This window comes from Pontibacter beigongshangensis (assembly GCF_014332515.1).
GTDB lineage: Bacteria > Bacteroidota > Bacteroidia > Cytophagales > Hymenobacteraceae > Pontibacter > Pontibacter beigongshangensis.
In genome coordinates this window covers 60858-84133 of record NZ_VFSD01000029.1, presented here as the reverse complement: position 1 = coordinate 84133, position 23276 = coordinate 60858, and the positions used below count along the sequence as shown (strand labels likewise).

At 49.8% G+C, this 23276-nt stretch carries 12 protein-coding genes; 7 read left to right on the top strand and 5 right to left on the bottom strand.

Translation table 11 applies throughout. The features are described from left to right. The 5 genes from FJM74_RS20085 to FJM74_RS20065 all read right to left on the bottom strand — a co-directional run. Positions 1 to 1543, bottom strand: a 1543-nt coding sequence (locus FJM74_RS20085; RefSeq protein ID WP_187264428.1) for an AAA family ATPase, incomplete at its 3' end; no start/stop codon positions are given. A 241-nt stretch (positions 1544 to 1784) separates the two neighbouring features. Beyond that, positions 1785 to 2081 (bottom strand): HigA family addiction module antitoxin, encoded by a 297-nt coding sequence (locus tag FJM74_RS20080; protein WP_241739269.1) that lies wholly within the window; start codon positions 2079 to 2081, stop codon positions 1785 to 1787. A 130-nt stretch (positions 2082 to 2211) separates the two neighbouring features. Continuing rightward, a complete protein-coding gene (locus FJM74_RS20075; RefSeq protein ID WP_187264427.1) occupies positions 2212 to 2598 on the bottom strand; it encodes a GxxExxY protein in 387 nt (128 codons plus the stop codon). A gap of 82 nt (positions 2599 to 2680) precedes the next feature. Further along, positions 2681 to 4306, bottom strand: a complete 1626-nt coding sequence (locus FJM74_RS20070; RefSeq protein WP_187264426.1) for a type I restriction-modification system subunit M — start codon at positions 4304 to 4306, stop codon at positions 2681 to 2683. Between the two features lie 1236 nt (positions 4307 to 5542). Beyond that, complete coding sequence (locus tag FJM74_RS20065; protein ID WP_187264425.1) at positions 5543 to 7972, bottom strand: DUF4982 domain-containing protein; 2430 nt, start codon at positions 7970 to 7972, stop codon at positions 5543 to 5545. A gap of 663 nt (positions 7973 to 8635) precedes the next feature. On the opposite strand from FJM74_RS20065, the gene FJM74_RS20060 reads away from it, so the two are divergent. The 7 genes from FJM74_RS20060 (at position 8636) to FJM74_RS20030 (ending at position 23203) form a co-directional block, all read left to right on the top strand. Further along, complete coding sequence (locus FJM74_RS20060; protein WP_241739268.1) at positions 8636 to 11383, top strand: hybrid sensor histidine kinase/response regulator transcription factor; 2748 nt, start codon at positions 8636 to 8638, stop codon at positions 11381 to 11383. 1046 nt (positions 11384 to 12429) lie between these two features. Further along, positions 12430 to 13797 carry a sugar porter family MFS transporter gene (locus FJM74_RS20055; protein WP_187264423.1) on the top strand — a complete coding sequence of 456 codons (1368 nt, stop codon included), beginning with the start codon at positions 12430 to 12432 and terminating at the stop codon, positions 13795 to 13797. A gap of 80 nt (positions 13798 to 13877) precedes the next feature. Next, positions 13878 to 14825: a carbohydrate kinase family protein gene (locus FJM74_RS20050; RefSeq protein WP_187264422.1), complete on the top strand. Its 948-nt coding sequence runs from the start codon at positions 13878 to 13880 to the stop codon at positions 14823 to 14825. Between the two features lie 65 nt (positions 14826 to 14890). Then, positions 14891 to 17968 carry a SusC/RagA family TonB-linked outer membrane protein gene (locus tag FJM74_RS20045; RefSeq protein ID WP_187264421.1) on the top strand — a complete coding sequence of 1026 codons (3078 nt, stop codon included), beginning with the start codon at positions 14891 to 14893 and terminating at the stop codon, positions 17966 to 17968. A 28-nt stretch (positions 17969 to 17996) separates the two neighbouring features. Further along, the gene (locus FJM74_RS20040; RefSeq protein WP_187264420.1) at positions 17997 to 19694 is read left to right on the top strand and encodes a RagB/SusD family nutrient uptake outer membrane protein; all 1698 of its coding nucleotides are present in this window, start codon (positions 17997 to 17999) and stop codon (positions 19692 to 19694) included. Between the two features lie 79 nt (positions 19695 to 19773). Further along, the gene (locus FJM74_RS20035; protein WP_187264419.1) at positions 19774 to 21741 is read left to right on the top strand and encodes a glycoside hydrolase family 32 protein; all 1968 of its coding nucleotides are present in this window, start codon (positions 19774 to 19776) and stop codon (positions 21739 to 21741) included. A gap of 61 nt (positions 21742 to 21802) precedes the next feature. Further along, a complete protein-coding gene (locus FJM74_RS20030) occupies positions 21803 to 23203 on the top strand; it encodes a DUF4960 domain-containing protein (protein WP_187264418.1) in 1401 nt (466 codons plus the stop codon). The last annotated feature ends 73 nt before the right edge of the window (positions 23204 to 23276 follow it).

The following is a 23276-nucleotide window of genomic DNA, read 5'->3' as shown; positions in this document are numbered from 1 at the left end:
CAGTATTAGAACCTCTTACAATTTTGTACCCTTTATGCTTAGTATCAAAATACAGGCTTAGGTCATTTCTTCCTAAGAATTTATGTATATTTTCATTAAATTCTTCAACAGCAATGGCTTCATTAAGTAACTCTTTTTCAAGTGAGCTCTCCTTAATTTTTAGTTCTGTTAATTTTTGACTAGCTTCTTTGAAATCTTTAGAAAGGGAGTCAGACTCAACTTTGAATTTGCTAAAATTAAAGGTTTTCATCTGCTCAGCGACAAGGTGTCGTTCTAATCTTTTCTTGTTTACAGATAAGTGTTTTTCGAAGTTTTGGGTCTTTAAATTGTGAGCGCCTATAACCTTGTTTATTCCATTGACCGTGTTCATGATGTTGGACAGTAAATCTTCAACAGAAGAAACTGATTCTTCAATCTTCCTAAATGGATTCTGTAACTTTTTGGTTAATATAGATTTCCATTGCTCTAATACCTTTTTATACTTCCTATGATACTCTATGAGTTTATCGTGTTTCTCATTATAACTAGCTAGAAACTCTTCATAAAACTCATCAGAATTTGGTAGAGAAGTAACAGGTAATTCTTGAGAATCTATCCAGCTAGTTGCTTTGTGAATTCTGGTAATAAGGCTTTCGTAATCTTTATTAAAATGCTCTTCTAGCTGCTGTAAACGCTCATCTGAGATTGTACTTCCACAGTATTCACAAGTTTCTGAATCTAGAGTTTTGTGTAACTCTAAACCTTGTGAAACCCATTCATTTAACTTAGGAAATTCTAATAGACGATTGATTGCCTTTGATACTACACTTGCTTCAATAATCTCTTTTATACTTGCTTCAGCACCAATGTATATTTGTGTGTTAACTTCAACAGTAATAGTATTTATTTCTGACTTTTGTTGCGGCTTTATCGCGTTTTTAATCCTGTTGAATTCTTCCTTATCAAGGAATACTTCCTTTGATGACAGAACTTCATATTCTGAGCCTATCAGTTTCTCAAAATGTGCTTTGTTATAGCTTAAAAATCTTTGATCAGTTGTCTCTATAGCCTGAAAGATGGTTTTTATACTTTTTGCAGAACTCTTTAAAAATTTTTCCTTTTCATCCTTCTTTTGATCTATCTTTAAAGAGATTTCATCGTGCTTTGCTTTCTTTTCTTTACATTTTTTCTTTGTCTCATCTAGCTCATTCTTTGTCTCAATTTTTTCTTCAGAGACATATAAAATTGAGTTGAGCTTCCCTTTCCAATCAATATTCTTGTCAATAAAAGCTTGATTGAATACTTTGATATTCAAATCACTTAGATGGATATTAGTCTCATTTAACTCCATCCCATCAGAGAGTGTAATCTTGGCTTTTGAATCTGGGAAGTGATCCATTAATGATTGTTGACCTATACATGAAAATATCCTTGACAAAGTTGACTTTCCAGAGCCATTCCACCCATAGATCAAGTTATATTTCTTGTACTCAGGTAGGGAAGTTGGTGCTATGTGGTTTTTGAATATACCTACTTTTTTAAGCTCTCTAATTTGTGTAATCATAACTTTGGAAGTATTCAGTAATTAATATTTCTGCCTACATATCTCATCAACTTCACTATCTAATTCAAATCAATCGAAACAATTCACATTTTAATTTACAGCCCAAACCCAATCCCCTCCAGATTCTCCCGAATCCGCTTCTCCAGCAGGGCGCTTTCCTTAAACTGAGCGGCCAATTCCGTAGTCAGCAGCTTCATCTTCTCTTCAAACGGAACGCCGTCGTCTTCCTCGGCTTAAGAGCCTATGCTGCCGAGTTCAGGAAATGCGTGATTTTAGAAGTATCTACTTTTTGCCGTACCTGCCACAGGTCGTAGTTCTTCTGAAAGTTTAGCCAGAAATCGGGTGTCGTGTCAAAAGCCACTGAGAGCTTCAGGGCCATTTCGGCGCTGATGCCTGTATGGCCGTTCAGGATCAGCGACAGGTGCTTGCGGCTGGTATCGAGGCCACGGGCAACTTCTGTTACTGTTTTGCCAATACCGTTAATGTACTCACGCAGTATCTCGCCGGGGTGGGGCGGGTTAAACATCTCCATGTTCATGTTTGTATATTTTTATAGTCTTTACTTAATGGTAGTCCATACTGTCTGAATTAGGATTCGTCAGATTTAAGGATTGTTGGATTAGGAGTAAGATTGAATCCAATAATCTACTAATCCCACGCATCCAAATTCAGACAATTTTATTCAGCGGGTGGCGCAGTCTTTTCACTTCCAGGCTTTTTGCCCCGAAATTCAGTAGTAGTCCTTTGTCCAGCTTATAGGCAACCAGGTAGTTCAGGCCTTGGGCAAGATGTACGTCTTCCAACTTTACCAGCGCTTTTAGCTCTACCAGCACTCTGCTTTCAACCAGAAAATCTACCCTTCTGCTACCTATTTCTATGCTGTCATAAAAAATAGGCATTTCCAGCTCCCTGGCAAAACCCAGTTGGGCCTTTTCCATCTCAATCGCCAAGGCTCTTTGGTAAATAACTTCCTGAAAGCCATTGCCAAGTGTGGCATGAACTTTCATGGCACAACCGATAATTTTATAAGTCAGGTCATCTTCAATCTTTTCCATTTGTCAGAATTTATTGTCTGAATTGGGATTCGTCAGATTAACGGATTTAAGGATTATGAGTAAAATAAAATCCGAAAATCCCCTAATCAGGTAAATCCAAATTCAGACTTTTTAAATTCTCCCGAATCCGCTTCTCCAGCAGGGCGCTTTCCTCAAACTGAGCAGCCAGTTCGGTGGTCAGCCCCTTCATCTTCTCTTCAAACGGAACGCCGTCGTCTTCCTCGGCTTCGGAGCCTACGTAGCGGCCCGGCGAGAGCACGTAATTGTTGGCGGCCACCTCGGCTAAGGTAGCGGCCTTGCAGAAGCCTTCGGTGTCGGAGTAGCTGCCGCCGATGTTGCGCCAGTGGTGGTAGGTGTCGGCAATGCGGGCCACGTCGGCATCTTCGAACACGCGCAGGCGGCGGTTCACCATGTGGCCCAGTTTGCGGGCATCTATAAACAGGATCTCGTTTTTGCGCTCGCGGTGTTCGCCGTCGCGGCCGTCGCGGTTCTTGCTCAAAATAAAGATACAGGCCGGTATGCCGGTAGTCAGGAACAGCTTGTCGGGCATCTGCACAATGCAGTCTACCATGCCCTGCTGTATCATATGCTCGCGCACGTTCTTTTCGCCGGCGCTTCCGGTGGTCATGGCGCCGTTGGCCATCACCACGCCCGCCGTGCCGCGCTCCGAGAGGTGGTGCCACAACGTCTGGAACCACATATAATTGGCGTTGCCGGGGGTGGTAAAGGTGTCTTTGGCCCCGAAGAGGCGCGGGTCGTTGTCGGGCAGTAGCTCGGGGTGCCAGTTGCTGATGTTGAACGGCGGGTTCATGAGGGCGTAATCAGCCTTCAGGTCAGCAAAGCGGTCCTGCAGCAGCGAGTCGCCCAGCTTTACGTCGAAGGAGAGGTTGCGCAGCAGCAGGTTCATTTTGCAGAGGCGCAGTGTGCCTTCGTAGCGCTCCTGCCCGTAAATGGAAATGTCGTTTTTGTCGCCGCCGTGCGCCTGCAGAAATTTGAGGCTCTGCACAAACATACCACCCGAGCCACAGGCCAGGTCCATGATGCGGCCTTTGAGCGGCTCCAGCATTTCCACGAGCAAACGCACCACCGAGCCGGGGGTAAAAAATTGCCCCGCACCAGAGCCTTCGGCCATGGCAAACTTGCCGATGTAGTACTCATACACGCGGCCGTAGATGTCGGATTCAGGGTTGTTGATCTCGGAGAACTTCTCTTTGGAGAACAGGTTAATGAGCCCTGCTACCTGCGTAGGGGAGAGCTGGCTGCGCACGAAGATCGGCTCCAGCACGCCTTTGTAGTCGGGGTTGCGTTTGGCCAGCAGCTCGTCGAGCAGCACAAAGGCCTGGTCCACTTTCACCTTTATGTCGTCCTGCTCGGCGTTTTCGCGCAGGTACTCCCAGGTGGCCTCGCGGGGCAGGCGGTACACGTTCTTTACCTGGTACTCCAGCTCGTCTTCGAGCACCTCGGTCTGCTGGTGCTGTTCTATGTTATAGTAGTCGCTTTCGGGGTCCAGGAAGGAGAGCTGCAGCTCCTGCTTCCGCACCTCGAAGTGCTCGGAGAGGTGCTTCACAAACAGCAGCGAGAGCACGTAATCTTTGTACTGGTTTTCGGCTACGGCGCCACGCAGTTCGTTGGCGGCATTCCAGAGTTCGTTTTCAAAATCTATGTCCGCCTTGGGCTTGGCGGCGGTGGGGGTATTCTTTTTGGCCATGGAAATGTACTGGGTGTTTAAACAGAGGAGTAAGGTAGTGAAATTTGTGTTGTGTTACAGGTTTAAATATAGATATTTTTAGATGAATTTGATAAGCTGGAACAGGCAGGTTTTTAGGTGGCTGGTTTTGTGTGGGTTGGATTTTGAGGGGGAATAGGGTCGGAGAACTTGTTTGGGGTGGTTTTTGGGCATGCTTTCCAGGAACGATGGGACAGGTTGTGACTTGTCCGTACAAGTGGGTGGTTTTGTGGTGGAGTGGGAGAGAATAGAATGGTCCTGGGAATTATTCTAATGAAAAGACCCCTCGGGAGATATTTTCTGCTGCTGCTACTGCAGATCTTTTGTTTATCTCTTCTGGTGAACACATGTTAACAAGCGGCTCGCTGCGCTGGCCTAAGCGGCTTTGTTTCGGTATGTGCAGCCTGCATACGCTCTGGTTATAAAAGTGGAAGCCTCTGAGGTGGAAGGGATGATGGTTTTCCTTTGGTGCTGAAGGCAACTTTCCTATTATAAATAGCGTCTTAAACTATAGCTGTTTTATTTATAATTTTAAGTGGAAATGTTATGGCTACATCTATTCGCTGGTTGATCAGGCGCGTCAACGGACGTGTGCCTTGCCACTTTACCTGGCCCCTTATTTCCTCTCGCTCCGTCGTGCATATCACCGCGGCAGAGGTAGGAGTAGGTAGCTCGATGATTCGACCAGGTTCACCAGGCCAGAATTTTTTCTATCACCTCGGCCTGGCTTCCGTATGGGTTTCCAACATCTTTCCCCGGCGAAATGAATTCAGGGGCGACCCCGGCGCAGTGACTTTTTACCTGCATGTGGATTGGAGTACTCCACTTGATGTGGCCGTCACGATTACGGTTGAAGATAACCTCCCCATCGAGATCCAGGGATTCTGAGCTGTTTCAATGTAAAGCGAAATCTGCGTAAACTCTCTGCGCAGCGTTGCCACCTTACCAGGTAGGCGGCACGCAAAAAATCAAAAACAAGAATGTTGGCTTAGTACAGGCAGGCAAGTGAAGTCGGCCTCCGTTTTAGAAGAAGCCATATGCCGGACGATCGAATTATTCTAATCAAAAATGACCTCCGGAGCCCTCTGCCGGCGATGCTTTGCCTGTTCCTCGCTCTCTGCTGCTGACATTAAAAAAAGGCAAATGCTCATGTCTATGCAAATAAGTATATCAACATGGTTGCACTGCAGATGTAGTGGCAAAGAATTACTGATATCCCTATTCGGACTTTAGTTGAACTTCGGCGCTCTTTAGTTTTTTGCCTTGAACAGATAGTTTTATGGCACCCGGTGTCTCGGAAGATTGAACGAGTACGACCAGTTTTCCGCTAAATAACTTCATGGCAGGCAGGTGGAACTGCTCCAGAGAGGACGCATCTCCGTTGCAGGCCGCGCGGTAGCTGCCATTGCCACTCACCCTGAATTTTAACTGGTTGGTGGCAGTAGGGCAGGGATTGCCGTTTTTATCTACAACAGATACGGTCACAAACGAAATGTCTTTTCCATCGGCGGCGATCTGGCTACGGTCTGGTTCCAGTATTATTTTGTAAGGCTCGCCTGCCGTAACCATTGTTTTTTCGGCTGCCGGCTTCCCATCTTTGTCGTAAGCTACCACTTTTACAGTACCTGGCTCGTATTTTACATCCATCCACATCAGGCGGTAGCGGTGCAGCAGGCTCGAATCGTTTTTACGCTGGATGCCCATACTCTTCCCGTTAATAAAGAGCTCCGCTTTATCGTAATTGGTATAAACAAAAACCGGCGTTGTTTGCCCTTCCCTTCCTTTCCAGTTCCAGTGCGGGAGAACATGCAGGGTTTCGTCCGTGGTGTTCCACTGGCTGCGGTATAAGTAGTACCTGTCTTTCGGCAAGCCGGCGAGGTCGTTAATACCAAAATAGGAACTGCGCGATGGCCAGAAATTATCGTAGGGTGTAGGCTCACCCAGGTAGTCGAAGCCCGTCCATACAAATTGCCCGATTACCCAGGGCCTGGTGTCCTGCAGTATAAAATCATCTTCCGGCAGGTTCGACCAGCTGCAGTACTCCAGGTCGTAAGACGAGGTTTGATGGTCGTCGTAGGTCTTTCCTATTCCCTTCTCCACCGGAAACTTGTACACGCCTCTTGAGCTTACCGTAGAGCCAGTTTCGGAACCAAGTATGAGCCCCTGTGGAAATGCTTTATAAGCATCTTCATACAGATGCGTTCTGTAGTTCAGCCCCGGAATATCCAGCACGGCACCAAACCCCGATTGCATGGTCGCTTTTACCTGGTCCATGCCTACAGTTACGGGGCGGGTCGGGTCCTCGCGATGGAAAATCTCCTGTAACCACCTGGCTCGTTTTGCGCCCTCAGAGCCATGCTGGTCCGGCACCTCGTTGCCGGAACTCCACATCACGATGCTCGGGTGGTTGCGGGTGGCATGCACCAGGTTTATAATATCTTTTTCGGCATCCGTTTCAAAAAAGCGGTTGTATCCGTTTTTTACTTTCGGCTTTGCCCACTCATCAAAGGTTTCGGCTAAAAACATAAAGCCCATCTCGTCGCACAGCTCCAGTTGCTCTATAGAAGGCATGTTGTGTGAACTCCGGACGGCATCGCAGCCCATGTCTTTCAGAATCTGTAACTGCCTGCGCAAAGCGGCCTTGTTTACGGCTGCTCCAAGCGGGCCCAGGTCGTGGTGCAGGCATACTCCTTTAAACTTGCGGACTTTACCATTCAGGCTGAAGCCAACTTCTGCCTTATAGCTTATTTCGCGAATACCGAAGCGGGTAGAGGTTTCATCTTTTAATGTGTTAGCTACAAACAACTGCGTGACGGCTGTGTACAGGTAAGGTGTTTCGGGGCTCCACAGCTTTGGGTTATTTACGGCGATGTTCTGCTCGAATTTGTTCCCGAAAAGTGACTGGGTTTTGTCAGAGGCAACTGTGTCGCCGGCTGCGTTCAGGATATGCGTCACCAGGCGCGTATTGGCACCGGATACGCTGGTTTTTATGTTTACTTTGGCAACTTCGGCTGAAATAAACGGCGTTGTGATGTACGTGCCCCATTGGTCGATACTTTCCTGGTTTTTGACCACAAGCTGCACCTTCCGATACAGCCCGGCACCCGGATACCAACGAGACGACAAGCCCTGGTTGGATAACTGAACAGCCAGCGTGTTTTCTTTTCCGGCAGCTATCTGTTTGCTGATATCGAAGTAAAAGTAACTATAGCCATAGTTCCACTCGCCCACCTTTTCGCCGTTCAAAAACACGTTCGGTTCGCTCATGGCACCTTCGAACACCAGCAACACCTTTTGCCCCGGCTTATAATGTGGCAGTGTAAATGTGTTTCGGTACCAGCCTTCGCCAATATAGGGTAGGGAGCCGGTTCTGCCGGTTTTTTCGGTCGCCACCTTCTCGCCGTTTTGCTCAATGGCAACTACCTGCTTGTCAATTTCCTTATCGAAAGGTCCGTATATGGCCCAATCGTGCGGCACCGTTACTGTTTCCCATTTCCGGTCATTAAAATCCGGCTGGTGTGCTGTTGTGCTCTCTCCTTTGCGAAATTTCCAGTTGTTGCTTAGCTCGGTGGTTACCCTAACCTGCGCTACCGAAACATGGGTAAGCAAAAAAATGAAGAAAGAAAGAACCTTTGGTCTCAAAAACATAATGGGCGTGGTTAAATAGGACTGCTTTATATGGAGGCTCCGGAAGCCGTTTATCATTTAAATAATTTACTGTTAATATACAAGTTTTGGGCTGCTCTTGTATTCGGCTCCGGCTCTTTTAGCCGGAGCTTTCGCTATGCCTACTGGCTTTGTTGTTGCAAAGAACTGCGCTGAGCGCTCATGGCTGCTACAAACAAATATACTTCGTCTCATCGAAAAACCACCAAGTGCTGGCAACGCTCCGGGCCGGGCCCCTGTATAGCGGTATATTTTAAAGGAATACTGCCTTCGCCTCCTGGTCAGGGGGCAGGCTTATAGGTTCTGAACTGCCCGAAATTTAAATACAGTCTTAAGGATAGGCAGCTGTTGAGCTCAAAGATGACATTTGCTTTATCCCGGCAACATGTATACACCGGGTGTAATATCCGGCGTCGCCCTGCTTTTTCTGAGTTATGGCACGGTTAATTACAGGATAAGCTAAAAAAACTATTTTTGAAATTTTGTTTGTCAGGAGTTTGCTTAAACGTTTAAAATAACGAACGATTGTTTTAAATGCCAAATAATTTGTTGTATATTCGAAGTGATTTTTTGAAACTAACCGCTTGCCAACTTTAAATGCCTTATTCTCTTAGTCTCCAAAATACTGTCTTGCTGCTGTTTTTATTGTCAGCAATAATCGGCTGTAGCCCGGTCGGGGAGGAGAAGAAGTTTGTCGTTGGTTTCTCGCAGTGCACCGAGGGCGATGCCTGGCGGAAAGCCATGCATGAGGAGATGGAGCGGGAGGCCTCTTTCTATCCGGAGCTTCGTCTGCAGATAAAAGACGCTAAAAACAGTAGCACTGCTCAGGTAGGCCACATCCGCGAGTTCATGGAGCAAGAGGTAGACCTGCTCATCGTTTCCCCGAACGAGGCGGAGCCCATTACACCGGTGGTAGAGGAGGCCTTCAGCAAGGGCATTCCGGTAATCGTGGTCGACAGAAAAACCAGTTCTTCGATGTACACGGCCTACGTGGGAGCCAACAATTACCAGATCGGAAAGCTGGCCGGCGAGTACGTGGCCAAGCTGCTCAACGGCAAAGGCAGGATTATAGAAGTCTGGGGCCTTCGGGGTTCCTCTCCGGCCATAGAGCGCCACAACAGTTTTGTAGATGCCATTGCCGCCTTTCCGGACATAGAGATCGTAGCCGAGGTTAGCGGAGACTGGGAGAAGGAAGTGGCAAAGGCACGTTTCCCGGCAGTATACAACCAGCATGCAGACGTAGACCTGATTTACGCTCATAACGATGTAATGGCGCTGGGAGCCTTCGAGAGCCTGCCGGACAAGCAGGCACAGCAGCAACTTAAATTTATTGGTTTCGATGGATTGGGAGGCCCGAATGGCGGCCTGCAACTGGTGCAGGATGGTATCCTGGAGGCCACTTTTCTGTACCCGACCGGAGGGGAGGAAATTATACAGCTGGCCCACGATATCCTGCACAACAGGCCTTTCAGGAAAGACAATATCCTGAACACCACTGTTATAGATGAGCGCAACGTGCACATCATGAAACAGCAGTCAGATAAGATCCTGGCGCAGGAGAAGAATATTGAGCGGCAGCAACAGCGGCTGTACGAGCAGATTCAGCTGTTCAACAACCAGCGTACTTTCTCTTATATACTGTTGGCCAGCCTGGTGGTAAGCATCGTGATGGGGGCCCTGGCGCTATTGTCGCTACGCGCAAAACAGGAGGCGAACAAGGAACTGCTGGCCAAGAACAACGAAGTAATGCAGCAGCGGAACGAGGTAGCGCGCATGGCCCGGAAAGCAGACAAGGCCACCGAGGCAAAGCTGAAGTTCTTCACCAATGTCTCGCATGAGTTCCGAACTCCGCTCACCCTGATCCTGGGGCCTGTGGAGGATGCCCTGCAGAGCCCCATTTCCGCTGACCTGAAAAGGGATCTGCAACTGGTGAAAAAAAATGCCATCCGGCTGCTCCGGCTGGTGAACCAGCTCATGGACTTCAGCAAAGTGGACAGCAAGAAAATGAAGCTGCAGGCTGCCGAAGGCGACCTCATCGCATTTGTGAAAGACATTACCGCCTCTTTCGAAAGACTGGCCCTGAAGCGCAACATCACGTTTAAAGTCAAAACCCCGCTGAAAGAGCTTGCTGTTTATTTTGATGCCGACAAGCTCGACAAGATCCTGTTTAACCTGCTCTCCAATGCTTTTAAGTTTACAAGCGATGGTGGCTGTATTTCGGTGAGCCTGCAGATTTCCGAAGATTACGAAAACGTCAGTATCGCGGTAGAAGATAATGGAAAAGGAATGTCGCCGCTGCACGCAGCGCACGCCTTCGACAGGTTCCACACCGGCGAAGGCAGCAGTAACCTGGGCACAGGCCTTGGCCTGGCCTTGTCTAAAGAGTTCGTGAAACTGCATCACGGCGACATATCGGTGGTGAGCGAGGAGTGGAAAGGTGCCAGATTTATGGTGCGGCTGCCGCTGGGAAGGGCCCATTTAACAGAAGACGAACTGCTGACAGACGCCGGCAAAAACGCTATAAAGCTCATACCCGGTGTTATGGATGCTGACCAGCAGCTCGGCAACAGCGACACTGCCCCGGCAGGCGAGGAGGCGAAGCTGCAGGAATATACCGTTCTGTTGATCGAGGATAACAAAGAGCTGCGGGAGTTTCTCAGAATCCGACTGGCCAAAGACTTTAATGTGGTGGAGGCAGCAAACGGTACCACAGGCTTGCAGCAGGCTTTTGAGAAAGTGCCTGACCTGGTGATCTGCGATGTGATGCTTCCGAAGCAGAATGGCCTGGAGATAACCTCCGCCTTGAAAAACGATCTCAGAACCTCCCATATCCCTGTCGTGCTGCTGACAGCCAAAGATACGATAGCCTACAAGATGGAAGGCATCCAGTCCGGGGCAGACCTGTACGTTACAAAGCCATTTAGCTACATCTACCTGCTTGAGCGCGTAAAAGGCCTGCTGAAGAACCGGGCGCTGTTAAAGGAGCACTACAGCAGCGAGATTTCTGTGGAAACCAAAACTGCCTCGCCGCCAAAGCAGCTCGACAAAAAATTTATGAACGAGGTGATGGTCGTGGTGGAGAAGAACCTCTCGAACCCTGACCTGAACGCCAGCAGCATTGCCGCCAGCCTGGGCATGTCTAAAGTGCAGGTGTACCGAAAAATGAAAGCGCTGTTAGGCTACTCCCTAAATGATTACGTGAACAAAATGCGTCTGAAACGGGCCCGGCACCTGCTGCTGCACTCCGACCGCAACATCTCCGAAATTGCCTATGAGGTTGGCTTCTCTTCGCCAGCCTATTTCTCCACGGCCTTCAAGAACCACTTCGACATGAGCCCCTCTGATTTTAAGGCGGCCCGCTCCACCGGCGAGGGCACCAATATCTCCCTTTAGCATAGCTCCTTTTACAGCAGCAGAGCCATCCGGAGGGCCTTTTTTATTCGAATAATCTGAGTTGGCTCACAGTACAGGCTGCTTCAGCCTCGTTCTCAGGTTAGCCCCTGTCTTATACCAAATCGCCTAAAGCCTATTCCGCCTCCTTGTTGAATAAATATACTTTTATGCTCAACGCCGGAAAGGCAGGCCAGGTGCACAAATGACGATTTTTTGTTGGGGGTGGGGCCCTCTACAAAGAGCGTTCAGCGAGTGGTGTTAGGGGCCCTCGACAAACAAAATCGTCTTGATTTTTTTTGTTCTTTTTGTATCAAAACAAAAAGAACAAAGGCACGGGCCATGAAACAAGCTGCTTCTACCATCAAGTCTTAACAAGTAGCTATGCTAACTTAGCCCCAGGCCAGTAGCCATTGCCTTAGGCTCTCGCCCACAAGATCCTTTCAGGAGGACAAAGGGACAAAGTCAGAAAGGCTCTCTACCGCACAACTTGGGTTATTCTAATCAAAAGTGCCCTCCGCAGCACCTGAATGCTCCCGGAGGCTATTGCTGCGTCTCCCTGCCGGATCAATTATTCCAATAAAAAACCCCCTCCTGAGACCTCTGCTGCTTTTGATGCTGCTGATAGAAACAAACCTGTACGACCTTTTACGGAGAGGCTTTGCGCTGGCAGTGACGGTGCAAAAAATGCCTGAGCCCATTCCGCCTCTGTTTTTTGCTTGGGCCGAGATCAGGTATATCTTCCGGCGCCAAATTAAAGGTGCTCCGAAGCCACATTCCGGCTCCCGGTTTCTACGAACGTTCTTTAGTTCATCAGACTTATAAAATAACAAACGTTAGCGAGTATTTTATGTCAAGATATCGAAAGGGTGATACGATTTTGAAAGCCGGCGGGAAATTAATTATACTTTTTAGTAGCCTCCAAAGGGCCTTAAAGCTATTTTTTTGCCATAAATTGAATTAGATCGATTTCCTAAAATTATTGAATCAATTCTAAAACAGGATTCTCATGCAGGCAGCTAGTTTTGATAAAAAAACAACACGTTGCGATGAATGAGAGAAGAATTTTATTTTGGTCGGTAACAGTAGCACTGGGAGGCTTCCTGTTCGGGTTTGATACCGCTGTTATCTCCGGGGCCGAGCAGTCTATCCAGGAATTATGGCAGCTGGACGTGTTCCAGCATGGGCTTACCGTTTCCATTGCACTTATCGGCACGGTGCTAGGCGCTTTGTTCGGAGGTATCCCGTCAGACAGGTTTGGCCGCAAGAACACGCTCTTCTGGATCGGGGTACTCTATCTTATCTCGGCGCTGGGCTCGGCACTGGCCACCGACTGGTACTCCTTCCTGTTCTTCCGCTTTATCGGAGGTTTAGGGGTGGGGGCCTCTTCTGTGGCAGCGCCTCTGTATATAAGTGAAATTGCCCCTGCCAAGAAAAGAGGCAGCATGGTGGCCATGTTTCAGTTTAATGTAGTGCTGGGTATCCTGATCGCCTATTTCTCCAACTACCTGCTGCAAGGCAGTGGCCCGAATTCCTGGCGATGGATGCTGGGAATAGAAGCCCTGCCGGCTGCCTTGTTCGTGGCACTGGTGGTGCTGGTGCCGGAGAGCCCGCGCTGGCTGGTGGTAAAAAGAGGGGCCATCGAGAAAGCCCGGGCGGTACTGATGCTCATTAACCCTGCCACGGCTGACGCTGAGCTAAAAGCCATTACCGAGTCCAAAGCACACGACCTGGCTACGCCTTCGGGCAACAGGCTGTTCGCCAGGAGCCACAGCGTGCCGGTGATGCTGGCGGTGCTGTTCGCTGTCTTTAACCAGGTGTCAGGCATCAATGCCATCATCTATTACGCCCCCCGTATTTTCGAAATGACTGGCTTGGGAAAAGATGCAGCCTTGCTTTCCACTACCGGTATCGGGCTGGTGAACCTGATCTTCACGCTGGTTGGCCTGAGCCTGATCGACCGGGTAGGGCGCCGGACGCTGATGCTGGTCGGCTCTGTAGGCCTGATCGTGACGCTGGGGCTGGTGTCCTGGTCTTTTTACACCGAGCGCTTCAGCGGCCTGATGGTGCCCTTGTACCTGTTCGGCTACATCGCCTTCTTCGCCTTCTCGCAGGGGGCCGTTATTTGGGTGTTCATTTCCGAAATATTTCCCAACAGCGTGCGGGCCAGCGGACAGGCCCTTGGCAGCTTTACCCACTGGTTCATGGCGGCTGTTATCGCCTTTACTTTTCCCTACATCACTACTACGCTGGGCGGAGGTACCACTTTCCTCATTTTTGCAGGCATGATGGTGCTGCAGCTGCTCTTCGTCTGGAAGATCATGCCCGAGACGAAAGGAGTGAGCCTGGAGCAGATCGGACAGCAGACAGAGAAGCAGGAGCTCGGGAACCTGGTGGAGACATCGAAGACCTACTAAGCAGGTACCTGCGGCAGGAGCAGAGGCAGTAGCAGCCCATATCGTTTTTTAGCAGACAACTATCCTATACACACCAACGCATGACACAGCATATCATTTGTTTCGGAGAGACCTTATGGGACGTACTTCCCACTGGCAAGATGCCGGGTGGCGCGCCCATGAACGTGGCCATTCACTTATCCTACAATGGCTTTACGCCAGTCGTCATCAGCCGGGTGGGCAACGACGACCTGGGAAAAGAACTACTGGCATACCTGCGGGAGAAAAGCATCCCGACTGACTGGATCCAGCAGGGGGAGACGCACCTGACAGGTGTGGTGAAGGCCAACATCTCAGACAAGAACGAGGTGACCTACAAGATCGTGGAGCCCGTGGCCTGGGACTACATCCAATATGACGAGCAGGTGGCGGAGCTGGTAAGGCAATGCGACGTGTTTATTTTCGGGAGCCTGGCCGCCCGCAGCGCCACCACCCGCGAGACGCTGCTGCGCTACCTGCCCCTGGCCCGGCTAAAGGTGTTCGACGTGAACCTGCGCCCCCCGCATTACAACCAGGAACTGCTGAAGGCCCTGCTGCACCAGGCCGACATCGTGAAGATGAACCATCAGGAGCTGGAGGAGATCATTGGCTGGTTCGATGTGGCAGGCGGTGAGCAGCAGCAGATGGAACTGGTACGGAAGGAATTTGGCCTAAAGCTGCTCATCGTGACACGGGGGGCAGCAGGAGCCGCCGTGCTGGACGGAACCGGCTATTACGAGCACCCTGGCTACCAGGTGGAGGTACAGGACACCATTGGCAGCGGCGATGCCTTTCTGGCCACCTTCCTGACCAACTACCTGCAGCGCAGCTCTCTTCCGCAGGCGCTGGAGAGAGCCTGCCTACTGGGAGCTTTTGTAGCCACCAGGCACGGTGCTACACCTGCCTATGATCCGCTGGAGGTGGAGGAGAAAATGAAACGTACTTTACACATGGTAGGGGATAGTCTAACGGCAGGTTCTGAAAAGGAGAGAGGAACAAGTCGGGAATGAAATTTTAACTCAGAACCAGAATAACAAGGTAACAATTCTATAAGATTACATATAAAGTCTTAATCATGAAAAAACAACTATTTCTATTATTTGCCTGCTTTATGAGCTTACAATCATTTGTGAGCAAAGCCCAGCAGCAAACGATTGGTGGAAGGGTCGTCGATGGTACATCGAATGAACCTTTACCAGGCGTGAACATAGGGGTGAAAGGTACCTCCAGGGGAACTGCCACCGATATTGATGGCAATTTCAGCCTACAGGCTGCTGCGGGTGATGTGCTGATCGTATCTTACCTGGGTTACCTTTCGAAGGAAGTACCGGTGGGGAACCAGACAAACCTGACGATCACACTGGCAGAAGACCGGGTGACCCTGGATCAGGTTGTGGTGACAGGATACCAGACAGAACGCAAAAAAGACCTGACCGGCGCTGTGTCGGTGGTGGATGTGGAAGATATGAACCGGCAGGCTGTGGCGAACCCGATCAAAGGTTTGCAGGGCAGGGTCGCCGGTATGTATATCACGGGTAACGGGTCTCCGAGCGCCCCCGCCACTGTCCGGATACGTGGCATTGGCACGCTCAACAACAACGACCCGCTGTACATCATTGATGGTGTGCCGACCAAAGCAGGAATGCATGAACTTAACCCTGCCGACATAGAGTCGCTGCAGGTGCTGAAAGACGCATCTGCCACCAGTATCTACGGTTCCAGGGCAGCCAACGGCGTGATCATCATTACAACCAGGCGTGGTAAAACAGGCAAGACCCAAATTAATGCCAATGCCTACACGTCCATCTCCTCCTTCACGACCCGCACCCGGATGCTGGACACGGAAGGATACGGGAAAGCCTTATGGCAGGCAAACATCAACAATGAGTCAGACCCTAACACCAACAGTGTGCAGTATATGTTCGACTGGGGTGTGGATCCGCAGAGCGGAAGGCCCGTGCTGAACAAGGTGTTGGTGCCGGAGTACCTCGATGCGAACAGGACCATGAAATCGTCCAACACCGACTGGTTCGATGAAATATCCCGCACTGGGGTTATCCAGAACTATGATGTTTCCCTGTCGAACGGCACAGAAAATGGCAGCTATTTGTTGTCGATTGGCTACTTCGATAACAAAGGTGTGATCAAGACATCTGAGTTCAATCGCCTGTCAGCCCGCCTGAATTCTGACTACAAGTTTTTCAATGGCAAAGTAACAGTTGGACAAAACTTAAGCCTTACAAAGTCATCTGAAGTGGGTGCAGGCCCTATGAATGAGGCCATGCAGGCCCTACCGATTATCCCGGTGCGCACCGTGGATGGCTTGGGTTGGGGTGGCCCGGTAGGAGGCATGAACGACCGCCAGAACCCTGTTCGGCTATTAGAAGATAACAAGCAGAACAACTATGACTTTATGCGTGTGTTCGGTAATTTTTTTGCTGATGTAAACCTTTATAAAGGATTGACTTTCCGTTCAAACTTTGGTGTGGATTATAGCAATTACACCCATAGAAGATACCGGAAGGCTTACCAGTCAGGCTACCTGAACAACCCGGTGAACCGGCTGGAATCGAACCAGAGCCACAGCGTAAAAACCACCTGGTCCAACACATTAAACTATAGCCTGGTAACCGGAAAGCATAGATTAGATGCTGTGGTGGGGACAGAATTGTTTCAGGATAATGAAAATATCTTCTGGGCTTCCAGGGAGAACTTTGTACTGGAAGATGATGCCTTTATGTACCTCGACGCCGGAACAGGCATTAAGGACAATGGCGGAAGGGGTGCCAAGCATGTGCTGCTGTCGTACTTCGGAAAGGCTAACTACTCCTTCGCAGACAAATACCTGGTTTCTGCCACGCTCCGGTATGATGGCTCCTCCCGCTTCGGACAGAACAACCGATTTGGTACGTTCCCTGCCTTCTCCGCTGGCTGGAGATTAAGCGAAGAAAGCTTTATTAAAGATAACATAACATTCTTTGATGATCTGAAGCTGCGCTTCGGCTGGGGCATGACAGGCAACCAGGAAATAGATAATAATGCCATTTACAACCTGTACCTGACTGACTACGCGGGCACTTCTTATGACATCAACGGCAATAAAAGCGGGGTTTTGCCCTCCGGTTTCAAGCTGGTGCAGAACGCCAACCCAAACCTTCGCTGGGAAGCCAGCACCATGTCGAACTTAGGTTTGGATTTCGAAATCCTGAACCAGAAGCTATATGGTAGTGCGGAAGCCTATATCAGAAAAACATCAGACATTCTCTTACTGCCGCCCTACATCGGCACCTTAGGCGAAGGCGGTAACCAGTGGGTGAATGGCGCCTCCATGCAGAACAAAGGATTAGAACTTACTCTAGGGAACCGCACCCAGATAGGAGATCTATTCCTGGACCTGAACGCCAACTTTGACATGTACCGCAACAAGATCACCCACTTGCCAAGCGAGGTGGTGAACGCCTACGGCGGTGATGGCAGAGGCCAGAATATCCTGGGCCGACCAAGAAACTCCTTCTTTGGCTATGTGGCAGACGGGTTGTTCCGAACTGAGGAGGAAGTAGATGGACACGCTGCGCAACCAGGCAAAGGCTTAGGCAGAATCAGGTACAAAGACCTGAATGATGATGGCATAGTGGATGACTATGACCGCACCTGGATCGGCACGCCGCATCCGGACTTCACATATGGGTTCAACGCCTCTGCCCGCTACAAGGCATTCGACTTTAATATTTTCCTGCAGGGTGTTTCCGGGATAGATGTAGTGAATGATTTTAAATATGCTACTGACTTCTGGAGCGTGTCGGAAACAGGCTCCAACAAAGGAGCCCGCTTACTGGATGCCTGGTCTCCGTCGAACCCTAATTCTGATATCCCGATGATCTCTCTGGTGGATAACAACTTCGAGTCCCGCTTCTCCACTTACTTCATCGAGAAGGGATCCTATTTAAAGCTGCGCAACGCACAGTTGGGCTACACCTTGCCTACACAACTCACAAGTAAAGTAGGCCTGCAATCTTTAAGAGTGTATGTGGGAGGCGACAACCTGGGAATACTTTTGAAAAGCAAAACATTCACGGGTATAGATCCTGAAAGCCCGGGTTTCGGTTATCCCAACCCGTTGGTTCTGACCACAGGCGTGAACATCAGATTATAAGTAAAAGATGAATTGTAACAGAGCATATATGAAAAAGTTTATAGCAATTATGGTGGGGGCCCTGATGATAAGCTCCTCCTGTTCAGACATCCTGGATGTGGATCCAAGAGGCGTATTGAATGAGGATCAGATCCGTACGCCACAGGATGCCGAGGGATTTGTAATGGCCGCCTACTCGCAGTTAGGCAATGATGAGATCAACAGGGCCTTCAGTCTTTGGCCCTATGGTAACGTGCGGGCCGATGATGCTTACAAAGGTGGCCGCGACCCAGGAGACGGTCAGGGATTCCACTTCATGGAAACGTTTAGCAACATCAGGCCTGATATGTGGGAGCTTGATGGCATCTGGTTCCAAACTTATGTAGGGGTGAGAAGGACAAACGAGGCCCTGCGTATCCTGAACAACTTTACAGAGGAGCAGTTTCCCTTGCTCAATGTCAGGAAAGCTGAGGTACGCTTTTTAAGGGCCCACTATTACTTTATACTGAAGATCCTCTTCAAGCGTGTACCTTACATGGATGAGAATGTGCCGGCCGAACAGTACAAGTTCGTGACGAACGTTGAGTTTACGAGCGATGAGCTCTGGGAAAAAATAGCGCAGGACTTTGAGTTCGCAGCAGACAACCTTCCGCCAAGCCAGCCACAGGTAGGCCGTGCCAATCAGGTGGCAGCCAATGCTTACCTTGCTAAAACCAGATTGTACCAGGCATACGAGCAAAATGACCAGCACGCTGTTGTTAACATTAACGCACAGCGCTTACAGCAGGTGATAGACGCCGCCGACGAGGTGATTGCCTCCAGCTATGGTCTGCAGCCTGACTTTGCCAACAACTTCCTGCCAGGTCCATTTGAGAATGGCGTGGAGTCGATCTTTGCCGTGCAGTTCTCCACCAACGACGGCGTGGGCAGAGGCCGCCTCAACCACGGTGATATGCTCACGGTGCCGCAGGGGCTGGGCTGCTGCGATTTTCAGAAGCCCTCCCAGAACCTGGTGAATGCTTACCAGACCAGTGCGCAGGGGGTGCCGCTGTTCGACACGTTTAATGAGTCGAATGTAGATTTTTCACAGAACACTGTGGATCCGAGACTTGACCATACAGTGGCGCGTCCGGGAAACCCCTGGAAATACGAGACAGACCGCATTTTTACAGAGAGCTGGAGCCGCACACCGCAAATCTATGGCTACTATAATTCCCTGAAAGAGAATGTTTCGCCGGATGATGATGGCTTTGTGAATGTGGATCCATTCTATGGAAACACAAAACCAAGGATCGTCTTACGCTATGCGGATGTCCTGCTGTTTAAGGCCGAAGCCCTGATAGAATTAGGTCGCCAGGATGAGGCTCTACCGCTTATTAACCAAATCCGCAGCCGGGCAGAAGCCAGTACCAACAGGCTGAAAAATGAAGCCGGAGGTTTTCTTGCCAATTACGAGGTGAAGCCATACGAGCCCGGAGTGAACATAACCTGGACCCAGGAAAATGCCCGCAAGGCCCTGCGTTTCGAGCGCAGGCTGGAGATGGCCCTGGAGGGTAACCGGTTCTTCGACCTCGTGCGATGGGGCGTGGCCGACCAAGTGATGAATGCTTACCTGGAAAAGGAGAAGACCCGCAGAGAGTTTCTACGAGACGGGAACTTTACCAAAGGCAAGCATGAATACCTGCCGATCCCTCAGAACCAGATTTTCTGGAGCGAGCAGCGCTACGTGCAGAATCCGAATTATTAAAAATTTCAAGGTTCTAAAAGGCGGTGAGCTGCCTTTTAGAACCTTGCAAAAACCAGGATAAATTCATCAAAAACAGGATATGAAAAGATCGCTTACTCTCTCAGTGGCTTGCCTGGCACTTTCTTGCTTGCTTCCGGTAGAAGATCTGCAGGCGCAGTACAATGAGAAATACAGGCCGCAGTATCATTTCAGCCCTAAAAAGGGATGGATCGGTGACCCGGACGGCTTGGTATACACCGAAGGGAAGTACCATTTGTTCTGGTGGGGGCATGCCGTTTCGGAAGATTTGGTCCACTGGAAAGAGTTGCCCCACCCGATGAAAGGAGATGATGGGTCCTTCTCCTATTTCTCAGGATCGGTCGTTGTGGATAAGGAAAACACAGCAGGATTCGGGGAAAAAAGCATGATCGCGGTCTATACCAGGCATTTCAGAGGAGACTCGCTGCCCGAGACGCAGGCGCTTTCTGTCAGCAAGGATGGTATTAACTTCCATTACTATGAGCATAATCCGGTGCTGGATATCGGTAAGATATTTTTCAGGGACCCGCAGGTTTTCTGGTACGCGCCGGAGCAAAAGTGGGTCATGGCTGTCTCGCTGCCCGACATCCAGAAGATTCATCTCTATGAGTCCAGGAACATGAAAGACTGGCAGTACCTGAGTGAGTTTGGCTCCCTAGGTGCCCAGAACTCTTTCTGGGAGTGTCCCGATCTCTTTGAACTTCCGGTAGATGGTGATGCTGCGAATAAGAAGTGGGTCATGCTGATCGGTAGGGGGCCGAACCGGGTGCAGTATTTCATAGGGGACTTTGATGGAAAAGAATTCAGGGCTGACGAAGCAACTGCCGCATACCTGACAGAGGGAAAGGGGTTACAGGGAGAATTGTTTGCGGGATTTGATGAGACCAATTACGGGAAATGGAAGAGGATTGGAACTGGGTTTGCACCTGCACCCACTAAAGCTGACGCTGTTGCCCACTTAGGGAAAGGATATGCCAGCTCCATGCATCAAGATGCAAAAGGTAAAGGAAAGCTCGTTTCTCCTGCCTTTAAGATCAGAGATAACGCCATTAACTTTTTAGTGGCAGGTGGAAATCACCCGGGGAAAATATGTGTCAACTTAGTGGTGGATGGCAAAGTGGTGCGGACAACTACCGGCGACAACAGCGATGTTTTTAAATGGAACGGCTGGGACGTGCAGGACCTGAAGGGCAGGAAAGCGACGATTGAAGTAGTGGATGACTATACCGGAGATGACTGGGGAGGTATAGCGGTGGACCATATTCTGTTCTCCGATGTGCTTTACAATCAAAACCTGGAGCACGCCTTGTGGCTCGATTACGGCCCTGACTTTTACGCAGCCAGAACCTGGCGCGATGTGGATCAGGTGCTTAACGAAACCACGATGCTAGGTTGGATGGGAAACTGGGACTACGCCAGAGAGGTGCCTACTTCCTGGGGCAAAGGCTTTGAATCAGTCCCCAGAAATATGACCATCAGGCCGTTTCCGGAAGGAAACCGGATCGTACAAAAACCAATCCCGGCTCTGCAGAAACTTCGACAGGATATTTACCAGGTGTCGGACAGAGCCATTAGTGGAACCGAGAAGCTCCCGGGTTTCCAACCGTCAAAAAATGTGTATGAACTGGAAGTTGTTTTCGACACACGTTCCCACTCAACCTTTGGACTTAATTTGCTGGTTGGGGAGGGTCGGAAGCTAGCCATTTCCTACGACCCTGCAACTTCTAATCTGAGTGTGGACAGGACTCAGTGCACTGACTTTACATCAAAGCCGGAATTTACAAAAGCTTTCGCTACGAAACTGCATGCTGTGGTTGAACCTGAAGATAACCAGCTCCGGCTGCACATTCTCGTGGATCAGTCGTCGGTAGAGATCTTTACCAACCAGGGGAAAGTGGTGCTGAGCGCCCTTACATTTCCGGGAGAGCAGCAGACAGGTATAGAATTATTCTCCACTGACGCTCCGACTACCTTAGTAGAGTTGAAGGCCTGGGAATTATCCTCTATTTGGAGAGAAGTTGAAAATTAAGCAAGGCTATAAGCACATAGAAAATTAAACGAAAGAATTTAAGAAATAAGGAGATTCAATTATGCAACGTAATTTTATTGAAAAGGCCGGCAAGTCCAGGTATGGCTTTCTGGCAGTCATTTTCCTGCTGCTGTTCTCATGCCAGGAGGAGTTCGACAATCCTGACTTTGTAATCAATGTGCCTGTGAGCATGGAATCGTTTCGGATTCACGGCGTTGAGGGAGATATCAATCAGAATACCGGGGAGGTGCTGGTAACGATTCCTTACGGCAATAGCATTACGTCTGTGACACCTGCCGTTACGCTACCAGAAGGGGCCTCCATTACGCCGGCAGTTGGAGCTGCGGACTTTAACCGTGTGGTGGAGTACACTGTTATGAACGGAAACCTGTATAAAAAATACAGGGTAAGGGCACAGGTGCTGCAGCCGATTCTTCGGTTTGCGATAAATGGTGTCAACGGGTCTATCGATAATACAGCCAGAACCATTTCGCTGGTGCTGCCTGCCGATGCTGATGTTACGGCCCTCGAGCCTCAGATTGAATTATCTACTGGCGTTTCAATTAACCCGCCATCCGGCGAATCGGTTGATTTTTCGGAGCCGGTTGTGTATACCGTTAGCTCGGGCAGCACCAGCACGCAGTATACGGTTACGGTGAGCAGGCAATCTTCAGGACTTACCGTGGCGTACCTGAGCACGGCAGCAAACAGGGCCGCCATCAGCAACCCCGATGAGAAAGAGGCGGCAGACTGGTTGTTCAACAAATTCTCCGATGTGTCTTTTATTTCTTTCCAGGATGTAGCAGGTGGCAGAAGCCTAAGTGAATACGCCGTCATCTGGTGGCACCACGATGCCGCCACGGATCTTCCGGCCATTGCCCTGGATGCCAGGGTAGTAACTGCCCTTAAGGCTTACCGTGCGGAAGGCGGCAATCTACTGCTCACTACGTTCGCCACCCGCTATGTGGAGGCGCTCGGCCTGGTGCCGCAGGGCAAAGGACCAAACAACGTTTTCGGAGACTTCCTGCCCAATGGGTTTGTAGACAGAGACAACTCCTGGGGTATTTCCTTCCGGGGAAATGAAGGCCATCCGGTCTTCCAGGGACTGGAGACCTATGACACTGGCAAAGCCTATTTGCTGGAGAAAGGGACCTTCCGGCTGAATCATACCGCCTGGTGGTTTGTGAATGAGTGGGGAGGCTATGGCGACGGGGCTGGCTGGAGACAGCAGACCGGAGGCATAAACCTGGCTAGCGAGTCATGGGATGATCACCTGAACGGCCGTGTGGGAATTGCCGAGTTTCCGGGCAGTGCAACCGACGGCAATGCGGTCATTATCGCCTTCGGTGCCTATGACTGGTTCAATGAGCCGGATGCGAGCGGAAACCCGAGCCAGTCGAACGGCTATAAGCACAACATTGAGCGTTTGACTGAGAATGCCATCCGATATTTAGGGGAGTAATTTAAATTGCCAGCTCCTGTCCAAAGCAGGAGCTGGCAAAATTCCAGGAACCAGGTCAGAAGGCCGGTAAATG